Source organism: Kitasatospora sp. NPDC056531 (genome assembly GCF_042794375.1).
In the GTDB taxonomy this organism is placed as follows: Bacteria; Actinomycetota; Actinomycetes; order Streptomycetales; family Streptomycetaceae; genus Kitasatospora.
In genome coordinates this window covers 74,954-90,942 of the sequence record NZ_JBHTTU010000002.1, presented here as the reverse complement: position 1 = coordinate 90,942, position 15,989 = coordinate 74,954, and the positions used below count along the sequence as shown (strand labels likewise).

At 72.2% G+C, this 15,989-nt stretch carries 16 protein-coding genes and 2 tRNA genes; 6 read left to right on the top strand and 12 right to left on the bottom strand.

Annotated elements, in window-relative coordinates:
* Positions 1–69: 69 nt before the first annotated feature.
* From ACFQ87_RS03085 to ACFQ87_RS03065, 5 genes are all read right to left on the bottom strand, one after another.
* Complete coding sequence (locus tag ACFQ87_RS03085) at positions 70–906, bottom strand: ABC transporter permease (RefSeq protein ID WP_380608818.1); 837 nt, start codon at positions 904–906, stop codon at positions 70–72.
* Positions 903–1,913 carry an ABC transporter ATP-binding protein gene (locus ACFQ87_RS03080; RefSeq protein WP_380608817.1) on the bottom strand — a complete coding sequence of 337 codons (1,011 nt, stop codon included), beginning with the start codon at positions 1,911–1,913 and terminating at the stop codon, positions 903–905. Before ACFQ87_RS03080 ends, ACFQ87_RS03085 begins: the two co-directional genes overlap by 4 nt.
* 169 nt (positions 1,914–2,082) lie before the next feature.
* A tRNA-Gly gene (locus ACFQ87_RS03075) sits at positions 2,083–2,158 on the bottom strand.
* 40 nt (positions 2,159–2,198) lie between these two features.
* Positions 2,199–2,271, bottom strand: a tRNA-Gly gene (locus ACFQ87_RS03070).
* Positions 2,272–2,413: 142 nt separating this feature from the next.
* Positions 2,414–2,731: an Lsr2 family protein gene (locus ACFQ87_RS03065; protein ID WP_380608816.1), complete on the bottom strand. Its 318-nt coding sequence runs from the start codon at positions 2,729–2,731 to the stop codon at positions 2,414–2,416.
* A gap of 468 nt (positions 2,732–3,199) precedes the next feature.
* On the opposite strand from ACFQ87_RS03065, the gene purS reads away from it, so the two are divergent.
* The 4 genes from purS (at position 3,200) to ACFQ87_RS03045 (ending at position 7,288) form a co-directional block, all read left to right on the top strand.
* Positions 3,200–3,454 (top strand): phosphoribosylformylglycinamidine synthase subunit PurS, encoded by a 255-nt coding sequence (gene purS / locus ACFQ87_RS03060; RefSeq protein ID WP_030278336.1) that lies wholly within the window; start codon positions 3,200–3,202, stop codon positions 3,452–3,454.
* Positions 3,451–4,152: a phosphoribosylformylglycinamidine synthase subunit PurQ gene (gene purQ / locus ACFQ87_RS03055; protein ID WP_380608815.1), complete on the top strand. Its 702-nt coding sequence runs from the start codon at positions 3,451–3,453 to the stop codon at positions 4,150–4,152. The genes purS and purQ overlap by 4 nt, the downstream gene beginning before the upstream one ends.
* Positions 4,152–6,407: a phosphoribosylformylglycinamidine synthase subunit PurL gene (gene purL, locus ACFQ87_RS03050; protein ID WP_380608814.1), complete on the top strand. Its 2,256-nt coding sequence runs from the start codon at positions 4,152–4,154 to the stop codon at positions 6,405–6,407. Before purQ ends, purL begins: the two co-directional genes overlap by 1 nt.
* Before the next feature lie 68 nt (positions 6,408–6,475).
* Positions 6,476–7,288: a sterol carrier family protein gene (locus ACFQ87_RS03045; protein WP_380608813.1), complete on the top strand. Its 813-nt coding sequence runs from the start codon at positions 6,476–6,478 to the stop codon at positions 7,286–7,288.
* Here ACFQ87_RS03045 and ACFQ87_RS03040 read toward each other — a convergent pair.
* Both ACFQ87_RS03040 and ACFQ87_RS03035 read right to left on the bottom strand, forming a co-directional pair.
* Positions 7,285–7,995, bottom strand: coding sequence for a hypothetical protein (locus ACFQ87_RS03040; RefSeq protein ID WP_380608812.1), 711 nt, complete (start codon positions 7,993–7,995; stop codon positions 7,285–7,287). The two genes, ACFQ87_RS03045 and ACFQ87_RS03040, sit on opposite strands and share 4 nt — an antisense overlap.
* Positions 7,996–8,056: 61 nt before the next feature.
* Positions 8,057–8,833, bottom strand: a complete 777-nt coding sequence (locus ACFQ87_RS03035) for a DUF3152 domain-containing protein (protein ID WP_380608811.1) — start codon at positions 8,831–8,833, stop codon at positions 8,057–8,059.
* Positions 8,834–9,095: 262 nt separating this feature from the next.
* Here ACFQ87_RS03035 and ACFQ87_RS03030 point away from each other — a divergent pair, with 262 nt between their 5' ends.
* Positions 9,096–9,515, top strand: a complete 420-nt coding sequence (locus tag ACFQ87_RS03030) for a DUF3151 domain-containing protein (RefSeq protein ID WP_380608810.1) — start codon at positions 9,096–9,098, stop codon at positions 9,513–9,515.
* Between the two features lie 116 nt (positions 9,516–9,631).
* Here the strand turns inward: ACFQ87_RS03030 and fbaA are convergent, their stop codons facing one another.
* A complete protein-coding gene (gene fbaA, locus ACFQ87_RS03025) occupies positions 9,632–10,654 on the bottom strand; it encodes a class II fructose-bisphosphate aldolase (protein ID WP_380608809.1) in 1,023 nt (340 codons plus the stop codon).
* Positions 10,655–10,976: 322 nt separating this feature from the next.
* Here fbaA and ACFQ87_RS03020 point away from each other — a divergent pair, with 322 nt between their 5' ends.
* Positions 10,977–11,693, top strand: coding sequence for a DedA family protein (locus ACFQ87_RS03020; protein ID WP_380608808.1), 717 nt, complete (start codon positions 10,977–10,979; stop codon positions 11,691–11,693).
* Between the two features lie 90 nt (positions 11,694–11,783).
* On the opposite strand, the gene pyrE is transcribed toward ACFQ87_RS03020, so the two are convergent.
* The 4 genes from pyrE to ACFQ87_RS03000 form a co-directional block, all read right to left on the bottom strand.
* Positions 11,784–12,320, bottom strand: a complete 537-nt coding sequence (pyrE, locus tag ACFQ87_RS03015) for an orotate phosphoribosyltransferase (RefSeq protein WP_380608807.1) — start codon at positions 12,318–12,320, stop codon at positions 11,784–11,786.
* Positions 12,321–12,401: 81 nt separating this feature from the next.
* The gene (locus ACFQ87_RS03010; protein ID WP_380608806.1) at positions 12,402–13,421 is read right to left on the bottom strand and encodes a hypothetical protein; all 1,020 of its coding nucleotides are present in this window, start codon (positions 13,419–13,421) and stop codon (positions 12,402–12,404) included.
* A 142-nt stretch (positions 13,422–13,563) separates the two neighbouring features.
* Positions 13,564–15,105 (bottom strand): polyamine aminopropyltransferase, encoded by a 1,542-nt coding sequence (locus ACFQ87_RS03005; RefSeq protein ID WP_380609115.1) that lies wholly within the window; start codon positions 15,103–15,105, stop codon positions 13,564–13,566.
* A 244-nt stretch (positions 15,106–15,349) separates the two neighbouring features.
* Positions 15,350–15,877: a DUF2617 family protein gene (locus ACFQ87_RS03000; protein WP_380608805.1), complete on the bottom strand. Its 528-nt coding sequence runs from the start codon at positions 15,875–15,877 to the stop codon at positions 15,350–15,352.
* Between the last annotated feature and the right edge of the window lie 112 nt (positions 15,878–15,989).

Below are 15,989 nucleotides of genomic sequence, written 5' to 3'. Positions count from 1 at the left end.
CATATCAGAGGTGGAACGGGGACTGATCCTTCGGTTTCCGGTGCGTAGCGGTGAGGGGTCCCGTTCGGGTCAGCGGCGCGGCTCCCAGCGGAAGTAGCGCACCGCGCCCCAGACCGCCAGGCCGAGCCAGACCAGACCGGTGACCATGTGCGGGGCGGCGGCGCCCCAGCTGCCCATGAAGTCGGTCGCGGCGGCGGAGCCGTCGGTGCCGAACCAGCCGACCCGGATCAGCTGGAAGGCCGGGGTGGTCGGCAGCAGTCGGCAGACGTCGGCCAGCGGCGAGGGCATGACCTCCAGCGGGACGAACAGGCCGGAGCCGAACTGCATGACCAGCATGACCGGCAGGGTGGTGATGCCCGCGCTCTCCACGGTCTTGGTGAAGGCGCTGGACAGCGCGGCCAGGGCGATCATGGTGGCCAGCAGCACCATCAGGCCGACCAGCATCAGCACCGGGTTGACCGGTACGGCCAGGTGCAGGCCGATGCTGCCGCCGACCCCGATCAGGGCGGCCATCAGCAGACCGAGGGCGAGCGAGGGGACGGCCGTGCCGAGCAGGATCTCCAGGTCCTTGGCCTCGCCGGTGCGCAGCCGTTTGAGCACCAGCTCGCCGCGCCGGCCGACGTATGCGGCGGTCAGGTTGTAGTACACGACGAAGGCCAGGACCATCCCGACCGAGCCGTAGACCAGCAGCGAGTGGACGTCCAGCCCGGGGTTGCTCTCGGACCGCTTCTTGAGCATCCCTTGCAGGGTGCTGATCAGCACCACCGGCAGCACCAGGGCGGTGAACAGCGCCGTGCGGTTGCGCAGCAGCAGGGTGGCCTCGGCGCGCCCGAGGGCGAGCAGCCGGCCGGCCGTGGTGCTCTGCGGACCGGTGGCGCGGGTGTCGGTGGGAGCGGCGGTGGTCATCGGGCGGATCCGATCAGGCGGCGGCGGGCGGGACGGGCGGAGGCGGTGGGGGCCTGCGGCGGGGCCTGGTGGGCGGCCTCGGAGGCGATCGCGAGGAAGGCCTCCTCCAGCGAGGCGCTGCGGGCGTCCAGGGCGCCGAGCGCGATCGAGTGGTGCCGGGCCCAGCCGAGCAGGTCGGTGAGGGTGTCCTGGAGGCCGACGGTCTGCACGGTGACCTTGCGGCCGTCGACGGCGACCTCGGCCCCGGCCAGGACGGGCAGCGCGGTCCCGGTGAACTCGGGGAGCTCGAAGGTGATCCGGGAGGGCCGGCCGGCGATCACCTCGGCGACGGTGCCGGTGGTGACGACCTGGCCGCCGTGCATGATGGCCAGCCGGTCGGCGAGCTCCTCGGCCTCCTCCAGGTAGTGGGTGGTGAGCAGCACCGTGGTGCCCTGGGCGCGCAGTTCACGCACCAGCTGCCAGACGGCGGCGCGCGCCTCCGGGTCGAGGCCGGTGCTGGGCTCGTCCAGGAACAGCACCTCGGGGCGGCCGAGCAGGGCCATCGCGAGGTCCAGCCGACGCCGTTCACCGCCGGACAGCTGCTTGACCCGGACGTCGGCGCGGTGGCCGAGGCCGACCAGCTCCAGCGCCTCCGCGACGGGACGGGCGCCGCTGGTCATCCCGGCCCAGGTGCGGCCGGTCTCGGCGGCGGTGAGCTCGCCGGGGAAGCCGCCCTCCTGGAGCATGATGCCGATCCGCGGGCGGACGGCGGCGCGCGCGGCGAAGGGGTCGCGGCCGAGCACCCGGACGGTGCCGCGGGTGGGAGCGGCCATGCCCTCGATGACCTCCATGGTGGAGGTCTTGCCGGCCCCGTTGGTGCCGAGCAGGGCGAACAGCTCGCCGCGGCCGACGGTCAGGTCGACGCCGCGGACGGCGTGGTACTCGGTGGCGCCGGTGCCGTAGCGGCGGTGCAGGTCGGTGACCTCGATCACGCTGTCGCCGGGGCGGGAGGGCTGGCTCGTTTCCATGCCTCCAGCCTTCCGCCGCCCCGGTCGCGCGGGCAGTGCGCGCCGTCATGAGTCGGCGGTGCGAATCCACGGGTCGGCGATGACAAATGTCATGGGAGGAGCGGTGGTGGACCGCGGTCAGTGGAAGCGGGAATGCCGAAGGCCCCCTCGATCGAGGGGGCCTTCGCTCTGGAGCGGACGACGAGATTCGAACTCGCGACCCTCACCTTGGCAAGGTGATGCTCTACCAACTGAGCCACGTCCGCAGGATTGAACTATTGAGTTGTGCTGTGCTCGCGCACTGCGAGCGGACGACGAGATTCGAACTCGCGACCCTCACCTTGGCAAGGTGATGCTCTACCAACTGAGCCACGTCCGCATGGTGCCTGGTGGGGCACCCGCCGCCTCTTCGGATCTCTCCGTTGCGGCGACGAGGAATACTCTACAGCATCGTTCGGGGTGGTCGCCCCACCCTTTCGGTCCGGGCGGGCAGGGCGACCAGGGGCTGCGCCCCGGGAGGGTCAGTTCGCCTCGGCGAACGCCTCGTACACGTGCTTGGGGATCCGGCCGCGGGCCGGGAGTTCCATGCCGCGGGACAGGGCCCAGGCGCGCACGGCGGCCGGGTCCGGGGTGAGGGCGGTGCGCCGGAAGGACTTTCCGGTGCGGCTCTGACGGCGGCCCGCGGCGACGAACGGGGCGAGGGCCTCCCGCAGCTTTTCCGCGTTGTCCAGCGACAGGTCGATCTCGTACGACTTCCCGTCGACGCCGAAGTGGACGGTTTCCGCGGCGGCGCCGCCGTCCAGGTCGTCGGAGAGCGTGACAACTACACGCTGAGCCATGGGTGTCAATCCTCTCGGGCAATTCGGCCGCCGGTTCGCGGGGTACGTCCCGTGGCCTGATGTGCACCAACTCGCGCAAGCGCACACGGGCAGGCCTGGTGGCCCGCCGGATACGCAGCACTTGCCGCGACAGGTGGCCCTATTCTGCACCCGAAGGGGGTCGAAATCGAAGAGTCCGGCATTCTTTTCCGGATATTCACGAATCTTCGGGGGTCTCCCGGATACCGATGTGCGGGACGGGCCGATCTGTCCCCAAGTGCCGTATTCGGGTGTTCTTCGGGCGTTCACGCTCGGGGGCGTGAATCGCCGGAAACCGAGCGGTCCGGGCGGGGGGCCGGGGGCCCGGATCCCTTGTGGCGTAAGGGTCCTGGGTCTACGCGCGTCACCCTCCCCGGCCAGCAATGCAGCCCGAAACGGCCGGTAGTCTGGAGTTCCCCCGCCTCACCGAAGACACCACCGGGAGTGCCAGTGGCACGCGTCGTAGTCGACGTCATGCTCAAGCCGGAGATCCTCGACCCCCAGGGACAGGCGGTGCAGCGTGCACTGCCCCGTCTCGGATTCACCGGGATCGCCGACGTCCGCCAGGGCAAGCGTTTCGAGCTGGAGCTGGAGGGCCCGGTCGACGACGCCGCGCTCGCCCGTATCCGCGAAGCCGCCGAGACCTTTCTCGCCAACACCGTGATCGAGGACTTCACCGTCCGGGTCGAGGAGGCGGCGAAGTGACCACCCGCGTCGGCGTCGTCACTTTCCCCGGCTCGCTCGACGACCGCGACGCCCAGCGTGCGGTCCGCCTGGCCGGCGCCGAGCCGGTCGCCCTCTGGCACCGTGACAAGGATCTCCACCAGGTCGACGCCGTCGTCCTGCCGGGCGGATTCAGTTACGGCGACTATCTGCGCTGCGGCGCGATCTCCCGCTTCTCGCCCGTGATGGAGACCATCATCGAGCAGGCGAAGCTCGGAATGCCGGTGCTCGGTATCTGCAACGGCTTCCAGGTGCTGTGCGAATCGCACCTGCTGCCCGGTGCGCTCACCCGGAACGACTCGCTGCACTTCATCTGCCGCGACCAGAAGCTGCGGATCGAGAACGCGGGCACGGCCTGGACCCGGGATTACTCGGCGGGCCAGGAAATCGTCGTCCCGCTGAAGAACGGCGAGGGCCGCTTCGTCGCCGACGAGCACGTCCTGGACGAGCTGGAGGCGGAGGGCCGGGTCGTGGCCCGATACCTCGTCCGCGGCAACGCCGCTGATGGGTACGGTAACCCGAACGGTTCGTACCGCGACATCGCCGGCATCACCAACGCCGCCGGCAATGTCGTCGGCCTGATGCCGCACCCGGAGCACGCCGTGGAGTCGCTCACCGGTCCGACCACCGAGGGCCTGGGCTTCTTCACTTCCGTCCTGAAGCAGCTGGTGAACGCCTGATGAGCCTCGACACCGTCAAGAACGCCGAGCAGACCCCGGACGCCGCCCAGCCCTGGGCCGAGCTCGGCCTCAAGGAGGACGAGTACGCGCGCATCCGGGAGATTCTCGGCCGCCGCCCGACCGGCGCCGAACTCGCGATGTACTCGGTGATGTGGTCGGAGCACTGTTCGTACAAGAGCAGCAAGGTCCACCTGAAGCAGTTCGGCGAGAAGAAGCCGGATTCGGACGCGATGCTGGTCGGCATCGGCGAGAACGCCGGTGTGGTCGACGTGGGCCAGGGCTACGCGGTCACCTTCAAGGTCGAGTCGCACAACCACCCGTCGTACATCGAGCCCTACCAGGGCGCGGCCACCGGCATCGGCGGCATCGTGCGCGACATCCTGGCGATGGGCGCCCGCCCGGTCGCCGTGATGGACCCGCTGCGCTTCGGTGCGGCCGACCACCCGGACACCCGGCGCGTGCTGCCCGGCATCGTCGCGGGCATCGGCGGCTACGGCAACTGCCTGGGCCTGCCGAACATCGGCGGCGAGGTCGTCTTCGACTCCTGCTACCAGGGCAACCCGCTGGTCAACGCGCTGTGCGTGGGCGTCATGAAGCACGAGGACATCCACCTCGCGCAGGCCTCCGGCGCCGGCAACAAGGTCATCCTGTACGGCGCCCGCACCGGCGGCGACGGCATCGGCGGCGTCTCGGTGCTGGCCTCCGAGACCTTCGACGACACCAAGCCGGCCAAGCGCCCGGCGGTCCAGGTCGGCGACCCGTTCCAGGAGAAGCTCCTCATCGAGTGCACCCTGGAGATCTTCCGCGAGAAGCTCGTCAAGGGCATCCAGGACCTCGGCGGCGCCGGGCTGTCCTGCGCCACCAGCGAGCTGGCCTCGGCCGGCTCCGGCGGCATGCGGATCGACCTCGACACCGTGCACCTGCGCGACCACACGCTCTCGCCGGAGGAGATCCTCATGAGCGAGTCGCAGGAGCGCATGTGCGCGATCGTGGAGCCCGACAAGGTCGCCCGCTTCCTGGAGATCTGCGAGAAGTGGGACGTCATCGCCAACGTCATCGGTGAGGTGACCGACGGCGAGCGCCTGGAGATCTTCTGGCACGGCGAGCTCGTGGTGGACGTCCCGCCGCGCACCGTCGCCCACGAGGGCCCGACCTACCAGCGCCCGTACGCCCGCCCGAGCTGGCAGGACGCGCTGCAGGCCGACGCCCCCACCGCCGAGCGGCTGGCCCGCCCGACCACCGGCGAGGGCCTCAAGGCCGACCTGCTGAAGGTCGCGAGCCACCCGAACCAGGCCTCCAAGTCCTGGATCACCGACCAGTACGACCGCTACGTGCTCGGCAACACCGTGCTCTCGCACGGCGAGGACTCGGGCATGATCCGGATCGACGACGAGACCAACCTCGGCGTCTCCGTCGCCACCGACGGCAACGGCCGCTACGCCAAGCTGGACCCGTACACCGGCGCCCAGCTGGCCCTGGCCGAGGCGTACCGCAACGTCGCGGCCGGCGGTGCCAAGCCGCTCGCCGTCTCCGACTGCCTCAACTTCGGCTCCCCCGAGGACCCGGACGTGATGTGGCAGTTCGCCGAGGCGACCCGTGGTCTGGCCGACGCCTGCCTGGTGCTCGGCACCCCGGTCACCGGCGGCAACGTCTCGCTGTACAACCAGACCGGCGAGGTCGCCATCCACCCGACCCCGGTGGTCGCGGTGCTCGGTGTCATCGACGACGTCACCCGTCGCACCCCGGTCGCCTTCGCCGAGGAGGGGCAGCTGCTCTACCTGCTCGGCGACACGGCGGACGAGCTCGGTGGCTCGGCCTGGTCGCAGGTCGTCCACGACCACCTCGGCGGCCTGCCGCCCAAGGTGGACCTGGAGCGCGAGCGGCTGCTCGGCGAGATCCTGATCTCCGCCTCGCGCGACGGCATGATCGACGCCGCGCACGACCTGTCCGACGGCGGTCTCGGCCAGGCGCTGGTGGAGAGCTGCCTCAAGGGCGGTCACGGCGCGCGGATCGTCGTGCCCGAGGGCATCGACCCGTTCGTCCTCCTGTTCTCGGAGTCGGCCGGCCGCGCCGTCGTGGCGGTGCCGCGCAGCGAGGAGCTCCGGTTCAACGACATGTGCACCGCGCGTGGCCTGCCGGCCGCCCGGATCGGTGTCGTGGACGGCGACAGCCTGGACGTCCAGGGGCAGTTCACCGTCTCGCTGGCCGAGCTGAAGGACGCCCACACCGGCGTCATCGAGGCCCTGCTGGCCTGACCGGCGCGCCTTCGAGGGGCGGGCGGTTCTTTCGGGAACCGTCCGCCCCTCGGCGTATGTTGGGCCCCATGCCTCCCAAGTCCCGTACGTACCAGCCGCAGAAGGTCCGCGCCGCGCTGGCCGCCCAGACCGGGGCGCTGCGCGCCGCCGTGGCCGGCCTCACCCCGGAGCAGCTGGACCTGCCGACCAGGTTGGGGGACTGGCGGGTGCGGGAGTTGCTCGCGCACCTGGCCGTCCAGCTCGACTTCCTCCCCGTGCACCTGGACGACCCGCTGGAGGGGCGGCCGGCGCTGGACCTGTCGGGCTGGGCGGCCGCGGTCGGTACGGTCGCGCCGGCGCTGGACGAGCAGGCCAGGGAGCGGGCAGCGGCCGAGTTCGCCGGGGACGCGGCCTCGGTGGCGGCGGCCTTCGGGCGCGCCGCGGACGCGCTGACCGGACTCCTGGAACGGCCCGAAGCCGCCGACCCGGCACGGCGGTTGGAGATCCGGCTGGGCTCGATGCTGCTCTCCGACCTGCTGGTGACCAGGCTGGTGGAGACGGTGGTGCACGCCGACGACCTGGCCGACGCGCTGGGTCTCGCCGTCTTCCCGCACGACCGCCAGGCCGTCGCCGCCGTCACCCGGTTGCTGGCCGACGCCTTCGCCGACCGCGTCCCCGGCGGTGCGGTCGAGCTGCGGATCCCGCCGTACGCGGTCGTCCAGGCCGTTCCGGGCCCGAAGCACACCCGCGGCACCCCGCCGAACGTGGTCGAGACCGACCCGCTGACCTGGATCCGGCTGGCCACCGGCCGGGCGGACTGGGCGACGGCGGTGGCGGACGCCGGGGTGTCCGCCTCGGGGGAGCGCAGCGACCTGGGGGAGTACCTCCCGATCCTGGGTTAGCCCTTGAGCTGGCCGGCCAGGGCTTCGGCGGCCTTTCGCAGCGGCTCGCCGGCGAGGGCCGGGTCCGGGGCGGCCTGGCCGGTGGTGTTCTGGTCGAGCATCAGCACCAGGTCGCCCTCGCCGTGGAGCGCGATCCGGGCGACGGCGGCCGTGCCCCCGCCCGGGGTGAGCTTGGTCTGCCCGACGGCGGGCCGGTCGGTGGAGAACTGGGACATCTGGTCCACGCTGAGCAGCCCGGCGCGCGCGATCGAGGGGAGCATCATGCTGATGCCGTAGTCGTTCTTCGGCACGGCCATCAGCTCGACGTCGACGGTGGACGGGCCGACCGTGTACGAGCAGGTGATCTGGGCGTTCGGGGGAGTGGCCGGCATCGCGGTCATGGTCGGCGGGTGGGTGGCTCCCGAGGGCCAGGGCTGGGCCGGGACGCCCTCCCCGGCGTTGCCCGTGACGGAGCGTCCGTCCGTCACGGCGGGGGCGACGGTGCCGGTGATCCCGGCCTGGGACGCGGCCTTGGCGAAGTCGAGGCCGAACGGGCAGGTGCTGGACCTGTTCTTGAACAGGTCCAGGGCGGTCGACCGGACGCGGTCGTAGGAGAGTGCTCCACCGCTCGTGGCGGTGCCGGTCGAGGAGGAGCAGGCGGTGGCGCCGAGCGTGATCCCGGCGATGGCGAACGCGGCGGTGAGCCTTCGGCGTTGGGCAGCGGTCATGATCGCAGGCTAGTGCGAGGTCGTCCCGGCCACCTGCCGTTCAGGTCTCAACTCCGTTGCACTACGGGACGGCCGGGCCGCTCAGGTAGGTGCCGTCCGCCGAGTACGGCCAGGCGTTCGGCGCACAGCCCTTGAGGCCGTAGATCTGCTGCATCATCGCGGGCGCCGGCTTGCCCGGGCCGGGGCAGGTCTCATGGCCGTGGCCGATCCGGTGGCCGACCTCGTGGTTGACGATCAGTGCCCGGTACTCGTCCAGCGGGCCGCTGAACTGAGGTGAACCGGTGTTCCACCGCTTGGAGTTGACGAGCACCTGGTCGCCGACGTTGCAGTTGACCTCGCCGTGGGTGTCCAGGCCGGAGGCGCCGCAGATCTTGTCGACGGTGGCCGGGGAGGCGATCTTCACGGTGAAGTCGTACGAGCCGCCGGCGACCAGCTGGAAGCCGTTCTTGTGGTCGTTGGTCCAGCCGCGCCGGTCGCCGAGGATGCCGTGGACCTGCGCGGCGGCGGTGGCGGCGTCGATGCCGATACCGTCCTCGACCTCGACCCGGTAGCGGCGCACGGTGCCGCGGCCGACCGCCTTGGCGCTGGCGGGGGCGATGCTGAAGGTGCCGGAGCCCTTGGTGGGGCCGGGGTCGGGCGCGGTGGGCGTCGGGGTGGGGGTCGCCGTGGGCGTCGGGGTGGGTGTCGGTGAGGCCGGTGCGGTGCCGGGCGACTGTTCGGCCGGCGGGGCGACCCGGGCCTGGGCGGTGGCGGCGGGGGCCGGGGCGTCCGAGGGGCGTTCGAGCGCGAAGGCCGCGACGCCCAGCAGCACGACGGAGGCGATCAGTGCCGCGAGCATGCCGGGGCCGATCCTGCGGCGTGACCTGCGGCGGCGTCTGCTGCGAGCGTTCTCGGGCTGGGTGGCTCGCCGGCGGGCGGGTCTGGCTGCGGGCACGAGCCACACCCTGGCATGGCGAACGGGTGAATGTCCATATACCCGGTATGCAACCTCCGGGGCGGGCTGGGCGTTGGGGGCGGGCCGTGCGTCGGCCGGCCCCGCGAGGGCGGCCGATCACGGCGGGGCGGTTGACCCCTGGGCCTCGGATGGCAGACTGCACTGCATGGCGATTCACAAGAATCTTTTCGACGGCCCCGAACCGACCCTCCTGCCGGAGGACGAGCAGCCCTACCGGATGCTGGCGGAGGAGTCGGCCTCTCCGACCCAGGTGGCGGCCGACTTCCCGGCCTTCTGCCTCGCCTGGGCCATGCTCGCCGACGACGCCTACGCGGCCGGTCGCTACGTCGAGTCGTACGCCTACGCCCGGACCGGCTACCACCGGGGCCTGGACGCGCTGCGCCGCAGCGGCTGGAAGGGCCACGGGCCGGTGCCGTGGGACCACCGCGGCAACCGCGGCTTCCTGCGCTGCCTGGCGGCGCTCGCCCGGGCGGCCGGCGCGATCAAGGAGACCGAGGAGGAAGCCCGTTGCTGGCAGTTCCTGAAGGACAGCAGCGCGGAGGCGTACGCGGAGCTCAAGCAGTAGCTCAAGCAGTAGCTCAAGTAGCAACGACCGCCGAGCCCGAGCGGTAGGACCACATGACCGTGCCCCCGGCGGAGGACCGCCGGGGGCACAACCTTGTCACGCTCGTTTCAGCGGGTTCACTTCAGGCGCTTGCCGGCCGAGCGCAGCTGCTCGGCGGCCTCGACCACGCGGGCGGCCATGCCGGCCTCGGCCAGCTTGCCCCAGGTGCGGGGGTCGTAGGTGTTCTTCTTGCCGACCTCGCCGTCGACCTTCAGCACGCCGTCGTAGTTGGCGAACATGTGGCCGGCCACCGGGCGGGTGAAGGCGTACTGGGTGTCGGTGTCCAGGTTCATCTTCACGACGCCGTTCTCCAGCGCGGTGGCGATCTCCTCGGCGGTGGAGCCCGAGCCGCCGTGGAAGACGAAGTCGAACGGGTCGGTCTTGCCGTACTGCTTGCCGATCGCGTCCTGCAGCTCGCGCAGCAGCTCCGGCTTCAGCACGACGTTGCCCGGCTTGTACACGCCGTGCACGTTGCCGAAGGAGGCGGCCAGCAGGTAGCGGCCCTTCTCGCCCAGACCCAGCGCCTCGGCGGTGCGCACGGCGTCGTTGACGGTGGTGTACAGCTCGTCGTTGATCTCGTGCGAGACGCCGTCCTCCTCGCCGCCGGTCGGGGTGATCTCGACCTCAAGGATGATCTTGGCGGCGGCGGCCTGGGCCAGCAGCTCCTGGGCGATGGCCAGGTTGTCGGCCAGGGTCTCGGCCGAGCCGTCCCACATGTGCGACTGGAACAGCGGGTTCTCGCCCTTGGCCACGCGCTCGGCGGAGATCGCCAGCAGCGGGCGGACGTAGCCGTCCAGCTTGTCCTTCGGGCAGTGGTCGGTGTGCAGCGCGACGGTGACGTCGTACTTGGCGGCGACGATGTGCGCGAACTCGGCGAGCGCGACCGCGCCGGTCACCATGTCCTTGTTGTGCTGGCCGCCCAGGAACTCCGCGCCACCGGTCGAGATCTGGATGATGCCGTCGCTCTCGGCCTCGGCGAAACCACGCAGGGCGGCGTGCAGGGTCTGCGACGAGGTGACGTTGATGGCCGGGTAGGCGAACTTGCCCGCCTTGGCCCGGTCCAGCATCTCGTTGTAGACCTCGGGAGTTGCGATGGGCATGCGATCCGCTCCTGTCGGGTTGCGGCGTACGGACGGTGCTGTCCGACGCTGTGTACGCCTTCGTGACGACTCCGTGCCGGCCCGCCGACGCGCGGCGCTGCGGTGTGGCTCTCCGGCACCAAGGTTCGAGGCGGCCTCCGCGGTACGACCATGAGGGTGGTGGGCCGACGCGGGGCAGGACGCCGGTGCCATCTTCCCAGACTCGTGCCCGCAGGTCAGCAGGAGCCCGCCTGTCGGAACGTCGAGCCGGGACGCCCGGCCGGAAGCCGTCGCAGGGCTCGGCCGGAAGTCGTCGGCAAGGTACGCCCGCTATCCTGCGCCCGTGGACTACAACCAGCTGGCCGTCAATCTGCTCGACGCCAAATCCCTGATCTCGTCCCTCGGCGCCATCGGGCTCATCGCGATCATCTTCGCGGAGACCGGCCTGCTGGTCGGCTTCTTCTTCCCGGGCGACTCGCTGCTGATCCTCGCGGGCGTCGCCGCCTCGAACGCCGCCTCCTCGGTGCTCGGCGCCGGCGCCAAGCTGCCGATCGCCGTCCTGCTGATCGGCTGCCCGATCGCGGCGATCGCCGGCGCCCAGCTGGGGCACCTGATCGGCGCCAAGGTCGGGCCGAGGATGTTCGACAAGCCCGATTCCAAGATCTTCCGCCGCGAGTACGTGGTGAAGGCGGAGGAGTACTTCAACAAGTTCGGCTCCGGCAAGGCCGTGGTGCTGGCCCGCTTCATGCCGATCATCCGGACCTTCCTGAACCCGGTCGCCGGCACCCTGGAGATGCCCGCCAAGACGTTCTTCCTGTGGAACGCCATCGGCGGTGTGCTCTGGACCGAGTCCATGCTGCTGATCGGTTACTTCTTCGGCGACGCGCTCGCCCCGGTGATCGACAAGTACCTGATCCCGGCGGTGCTGCTGATCGTCCTGCTGTCGATCTCGCCGATCCTGATCGAGGTCATGCGGGAGCGCCGCAAGAAGAAGGCGGGCGTCACCGACACCGCCGTCGAGACCGCGCAGAGCGGCGGCGGGCGGCACCGGCGCGGCTGAGACCGACCGGCTGGGTTCAACGCGAAGGGCCGGGCTGTTCCACGTGGAACAGCCCGGCCCTTCACGTTGAACCGTTCGGGCTCGACGGGGTCAGAGGCCCAGGTCGGCCAGGTCGTACGCGGTCACGTACTCCAGGCCCTGCTCCTCGACGGCACCCGCGCCACCGCGCTCGACGATCACCGCGACGCCGACCACCTCGGCGCCCGCCTCGCGCAGTGCCTCGACGGCGGTCAGCACCGAGCCACCGGTGGTGGAGGTGTCCTCGACCGCCAGCACCCGGCGGCCCTTCACGTCCGGGCCCTCGATCCGGCGCTGAAGGCCGTGCGCCTTGCCCGTCTTGCGGACCACGAAGGCGTCCAGCTTCTGCCCGCGCGCGGCGGCGGCGTGCAGCATCGACGTGGCCACCGGGTCGGCACCCAGGGTCAGGCCGCCGACGGCGTCGTACTCCAGGTGCGAGGTCGCGTCCAGCATCACCCGACCGACCAGCGGGGCGGCCTCGCCGTCCAGCGTGATCCGGCGCAGGTCGACGTAGTAGTCGGCCTCCTTGCCGGAGGAAAGGGTGACCTTGCCGTGCACGACGGCCTTGTCCTTGATCTGTGCCAGCAGGGCGTCGCGGTCGTTGCTCATGAGCGTTCAGTCTAGGGCCTGTCCTCAGGCTCCCGCCTGCCCCGCCGCGCGCGGCGCTCTCGGCTGAGGCCTGTCTGACGATCAGCGGCGGCGCAGCGCCCGCACCAGCACCACGGCGCCGCCCAGCAGCGCCACCGAGCCACCGATCACCCACGGCACCGCGCTGCGGCCACCGCTGCCCGGCACCACGATGCCGCCGGCCTCGCCGCCCCAGCGGGACGCCGCCCGGGCCCGCGCACTGCGGGCCGGCATCGCCGGGGCGTACCGGCCGCGCGGCGGGGCGTGGTCCACCTCCTCGGCCGAGCGGCCGACGATGCTGCGGCGGACCGGGCCGCTGAGCTCCGGCTCGTCCTCGTAGGCGAACAGCGGCTCGACGGGCACCTCCTCGGCGACCTCGTCCGTGCGGCCGCCGTCCTCGGCCTCGCCGTCCTCGCCGTCCTCGTGGTCGTCGGCGGAGCCGGTGGGGAGGCCGAAGCGCTCGGCGTCGGCGTCGGAGAAGGCGATCAGGTCGGAGAGGTCGTCGTCCAGGTCGTCGCCGGGCAGGTCCTGGCGGTCCTCGATGGAGACCACCTCGGCCTGGGGCCCGGTCTCCTCCCCGGCTTCCTCGCCGGCTTCCTCGCCGGTCTCGTCCTCGGCCTCCTCGTCCGCCGGTCCGGCGTCCTGGGAGGTGAGCGCGGCGGCGAAGCGCTCCAGCAGACGGCGGCCGGTGGCGTCGAGGGTCTCGGCGTCGAACTCGGTCAGCCGGCCGGTGGCGCTCAGATCGCCGGTGAAGCGGATCGCCGCGGTGCCCTCCTCGGCGCCGTCCACGACGCTGACCCGCACGGTGGCGGTCGCCTCGCCGGTGCCCCGGGCCTCCTGCCCCTCGGCGAGTACGGTGAGCACGCCCTCCCGGCCCTCGATCAGCGACAGCACGCCCTTGTAGGTGATCGTGGAGCCGCCGACCCGCAGCTTCAGCCGCCCGCCGATCTCCTCGGCCGACCCACTCCCGACCGCCGCCGGCTCGGTGCTCAGCCCCGGCACACTCCGCGCCAGCAGCGCCGGATCCTGCAAGGCCTCCCGCACCAGCTCTGCGGACATCGGGACGACAACCTCATGCTCCATGCCACGGAGCCTACCGACTGGGCCCGGCCCGGTCCCTACCTACCGCCACCCGACTTTCCCCCACCCCACCCATCACGGCCCGCGACCCGCTACTCCCGTCGGGAACGGGCCCTTTCGCCGCCGGTCGGGGGCCCGCTTCCCCTCAGCGCAGCCCCAGCAGGGTCAGTGGTGCCGGGGGGCGGGTGGGGCGGAGCGAGGTGAGGCGGGTGGTGGAGGCGCGGAGGGTGTCGGGGGTGAGGGCGCGGGGTGGTGGGGCGTCGGGGGCGAGGGTGAGCGGGGGTCGGGTGGCGGCGGCGAGCAGGAAGTCCTGGGCGGTGTCCGCGGGTCCGGAGCGGCAGGTGGCGGTGGAGCTGCCCCGGACGGCGTACGGGGCGGTCCGCAGGCCCGCCGCGCGGAGGCCGGACTCGATCTGCCAGAGGCCGCCCTCGTCCCCGCCGGCCCGGACGGCGATCCGGCCGCCGGGGGCGAGCAGCCGGGCCGCGAGGCCGTAGAACTCCTGGGAGTGGAACTTGACCGGCCCGCCGTCCGAGGGGGCGGGCAGGTCGGCGAGCACCACGTCGTACTCCGCGTCGGGCGCGCCGCGCAGCCAGGCCATCGGGTCGGCCTCGGTGGTGCTGACCCGGGGGTCGTCCAGGGAGTGGCCGGTGAGGTCGGCGAGCCCGGGGTCGGTGCGGGCGAGCCGGGGGAGGGCCGGGTCGGCGTCGACCAGCCGGACGGAGTGGACGCCGCGGTGCCGGAGCACCTCCCGCAGGGCGAGGCCGTCGCCGCCGCCGAGCAGCAGGACCCGGGCGTCCGGCCCGGCGGCCATGGCCGGGTGGACGAGTGCCTCGCTGCCCCGGTACTCGTCGGGTCCGCAGACCGCGAGTCGTCCGTCGAGGTAGAGCCGGAGCGGGCCCTCGGCGGGGCCGGTGAGCACGATCTCCTGGTACCTGCTGCGGGTGGCGAAGCGGATCTGGTCGCCGTAGAGGGCCTGCCGGGCGGCGCGTTCGATCGTGTCGGAGCCGACGGCGGCGGCCGCGAGCAGGGTGAGGACGGCTGCGCAGCCGAGCCAGAGCAGGCGTCGTATCCGGGGGGCTGGTTCCTCGCGGAAGAGCCAGAGCACCACGGCGGCTCCGGCGACGGCGTTGACCGCTCCGGTGAGCAGGGCGCCGTCGCCGGGCCCGAGGCCGGGGAGGATGAGGAAGGGGAAGGCGAGGCCGCCGATCAGCGCGCCCACGTAGTCGGCGGCGAACAGGTCGGCGGCGGCACGTCCGGCGTCCTCACGTCGGATCCGTTGGATGAGGGTCATCAGCAGCGGGATCTCGGCGCCGATCAGGATGCCGATGAGGCAGGTGATGCCGACCGTCGCGGCCTGGTAGCGGCCGATCCAGGCCCAGCAGGAGTACAGGGCGAGGGCGGAGAGTCCGCCGGTGAGCGCGAGGGCGCATTCGACCAGGGCGAAGGCGGTGGCGGGTCGGCTGGTGAGCCGTTTGGCGAGCAGTGAGCCGAGGCCCATCGCGAAGACCATCACGGAGAGCACGACCGAGGTCTGGGTGACGGTGTCCCCGAGCAGGTAGTCGCCGAGCGCCACGAGTTCGAGCTCGTAGACGAGTCCGCAGGCCGCGCAGACGAACGCGGCCAGCAGGACGGCCAGGCGGGCGAGCCGGGGTCGGGATCGCAGCCGGGACCGACGGCGGGCGGGCAGGGGGGTGAGGCTTCGCCCGGTCAGGAGTGGGGTGCCGTCGTCGAGGTCCACTCGCGGGCGTGCGGGCGGACCGGCCGTATGGTTGATCACGAACAAACGCTAGGGGACGTGCGGGACGGATAGCTGCGCCCATCCGACGGACAGTGTGGGCCCTCGGATTGACGAACCGTTCCTGCGTACGATTCGTCGGCTCGCGCCGGGTGACGTATGACCGGATCGGTGCTCCCGCCCAGGCTTCGGGCGGTCACGCCCCCGACACCACCAGCGAGGAGCGGGTGCAGACCAGCTGCCCCTCCTGCGGGTAGGCGTGCCAGGTCCGCCAGAGCAGCCGGTTCGTGCCGCCCTGGGTGACCAGCGCGGTGAAGGCGCTCGGGTCGCCCGGGAAGACCCCGGCGAGGCCGCGCGGGTGCCCCTCGACCAGGGCCAGCAGCTCCTGGGCGCGGGCCGCGAAGTCGTGCGGGGGCAGGGCCTCGATCCGGGCGGCGAACTCGTACTCCCAGCCGCCGACCTGTTTGGCCACCCGGGCGGGCAACGGGGTGCGGCGGCCGGGCAGGCAGGCGACGGTCTCCAGGCAGCTGCCGGGGCCGGCGTCGATCACCACCTGGTGCGAGGCGCCCAGCAGGCGCAGCTGGAGGGTGCCGGGGGTGCCGGGGCGGCCGCCGTCGAGTCTGAGGTCGCGGACCGCGAGCGCGGGCAGCGGTTCGCCGCCGAGGCACCAGGCCAGGTCACCGGCGCGGGTGTCCGTGTAGGAGGTCTGCAGTGTGGTGAGCATGCTCGGCTCCGCGTTTCAGCTCCGTGCGCGCCCGCCGAGCAGCAGCGAGTAGGCCTAGGCGATGGCGAGGCTGTTCGTGGCTGTGCGGCCTTGGGCGCGGCCGACCGTGGAA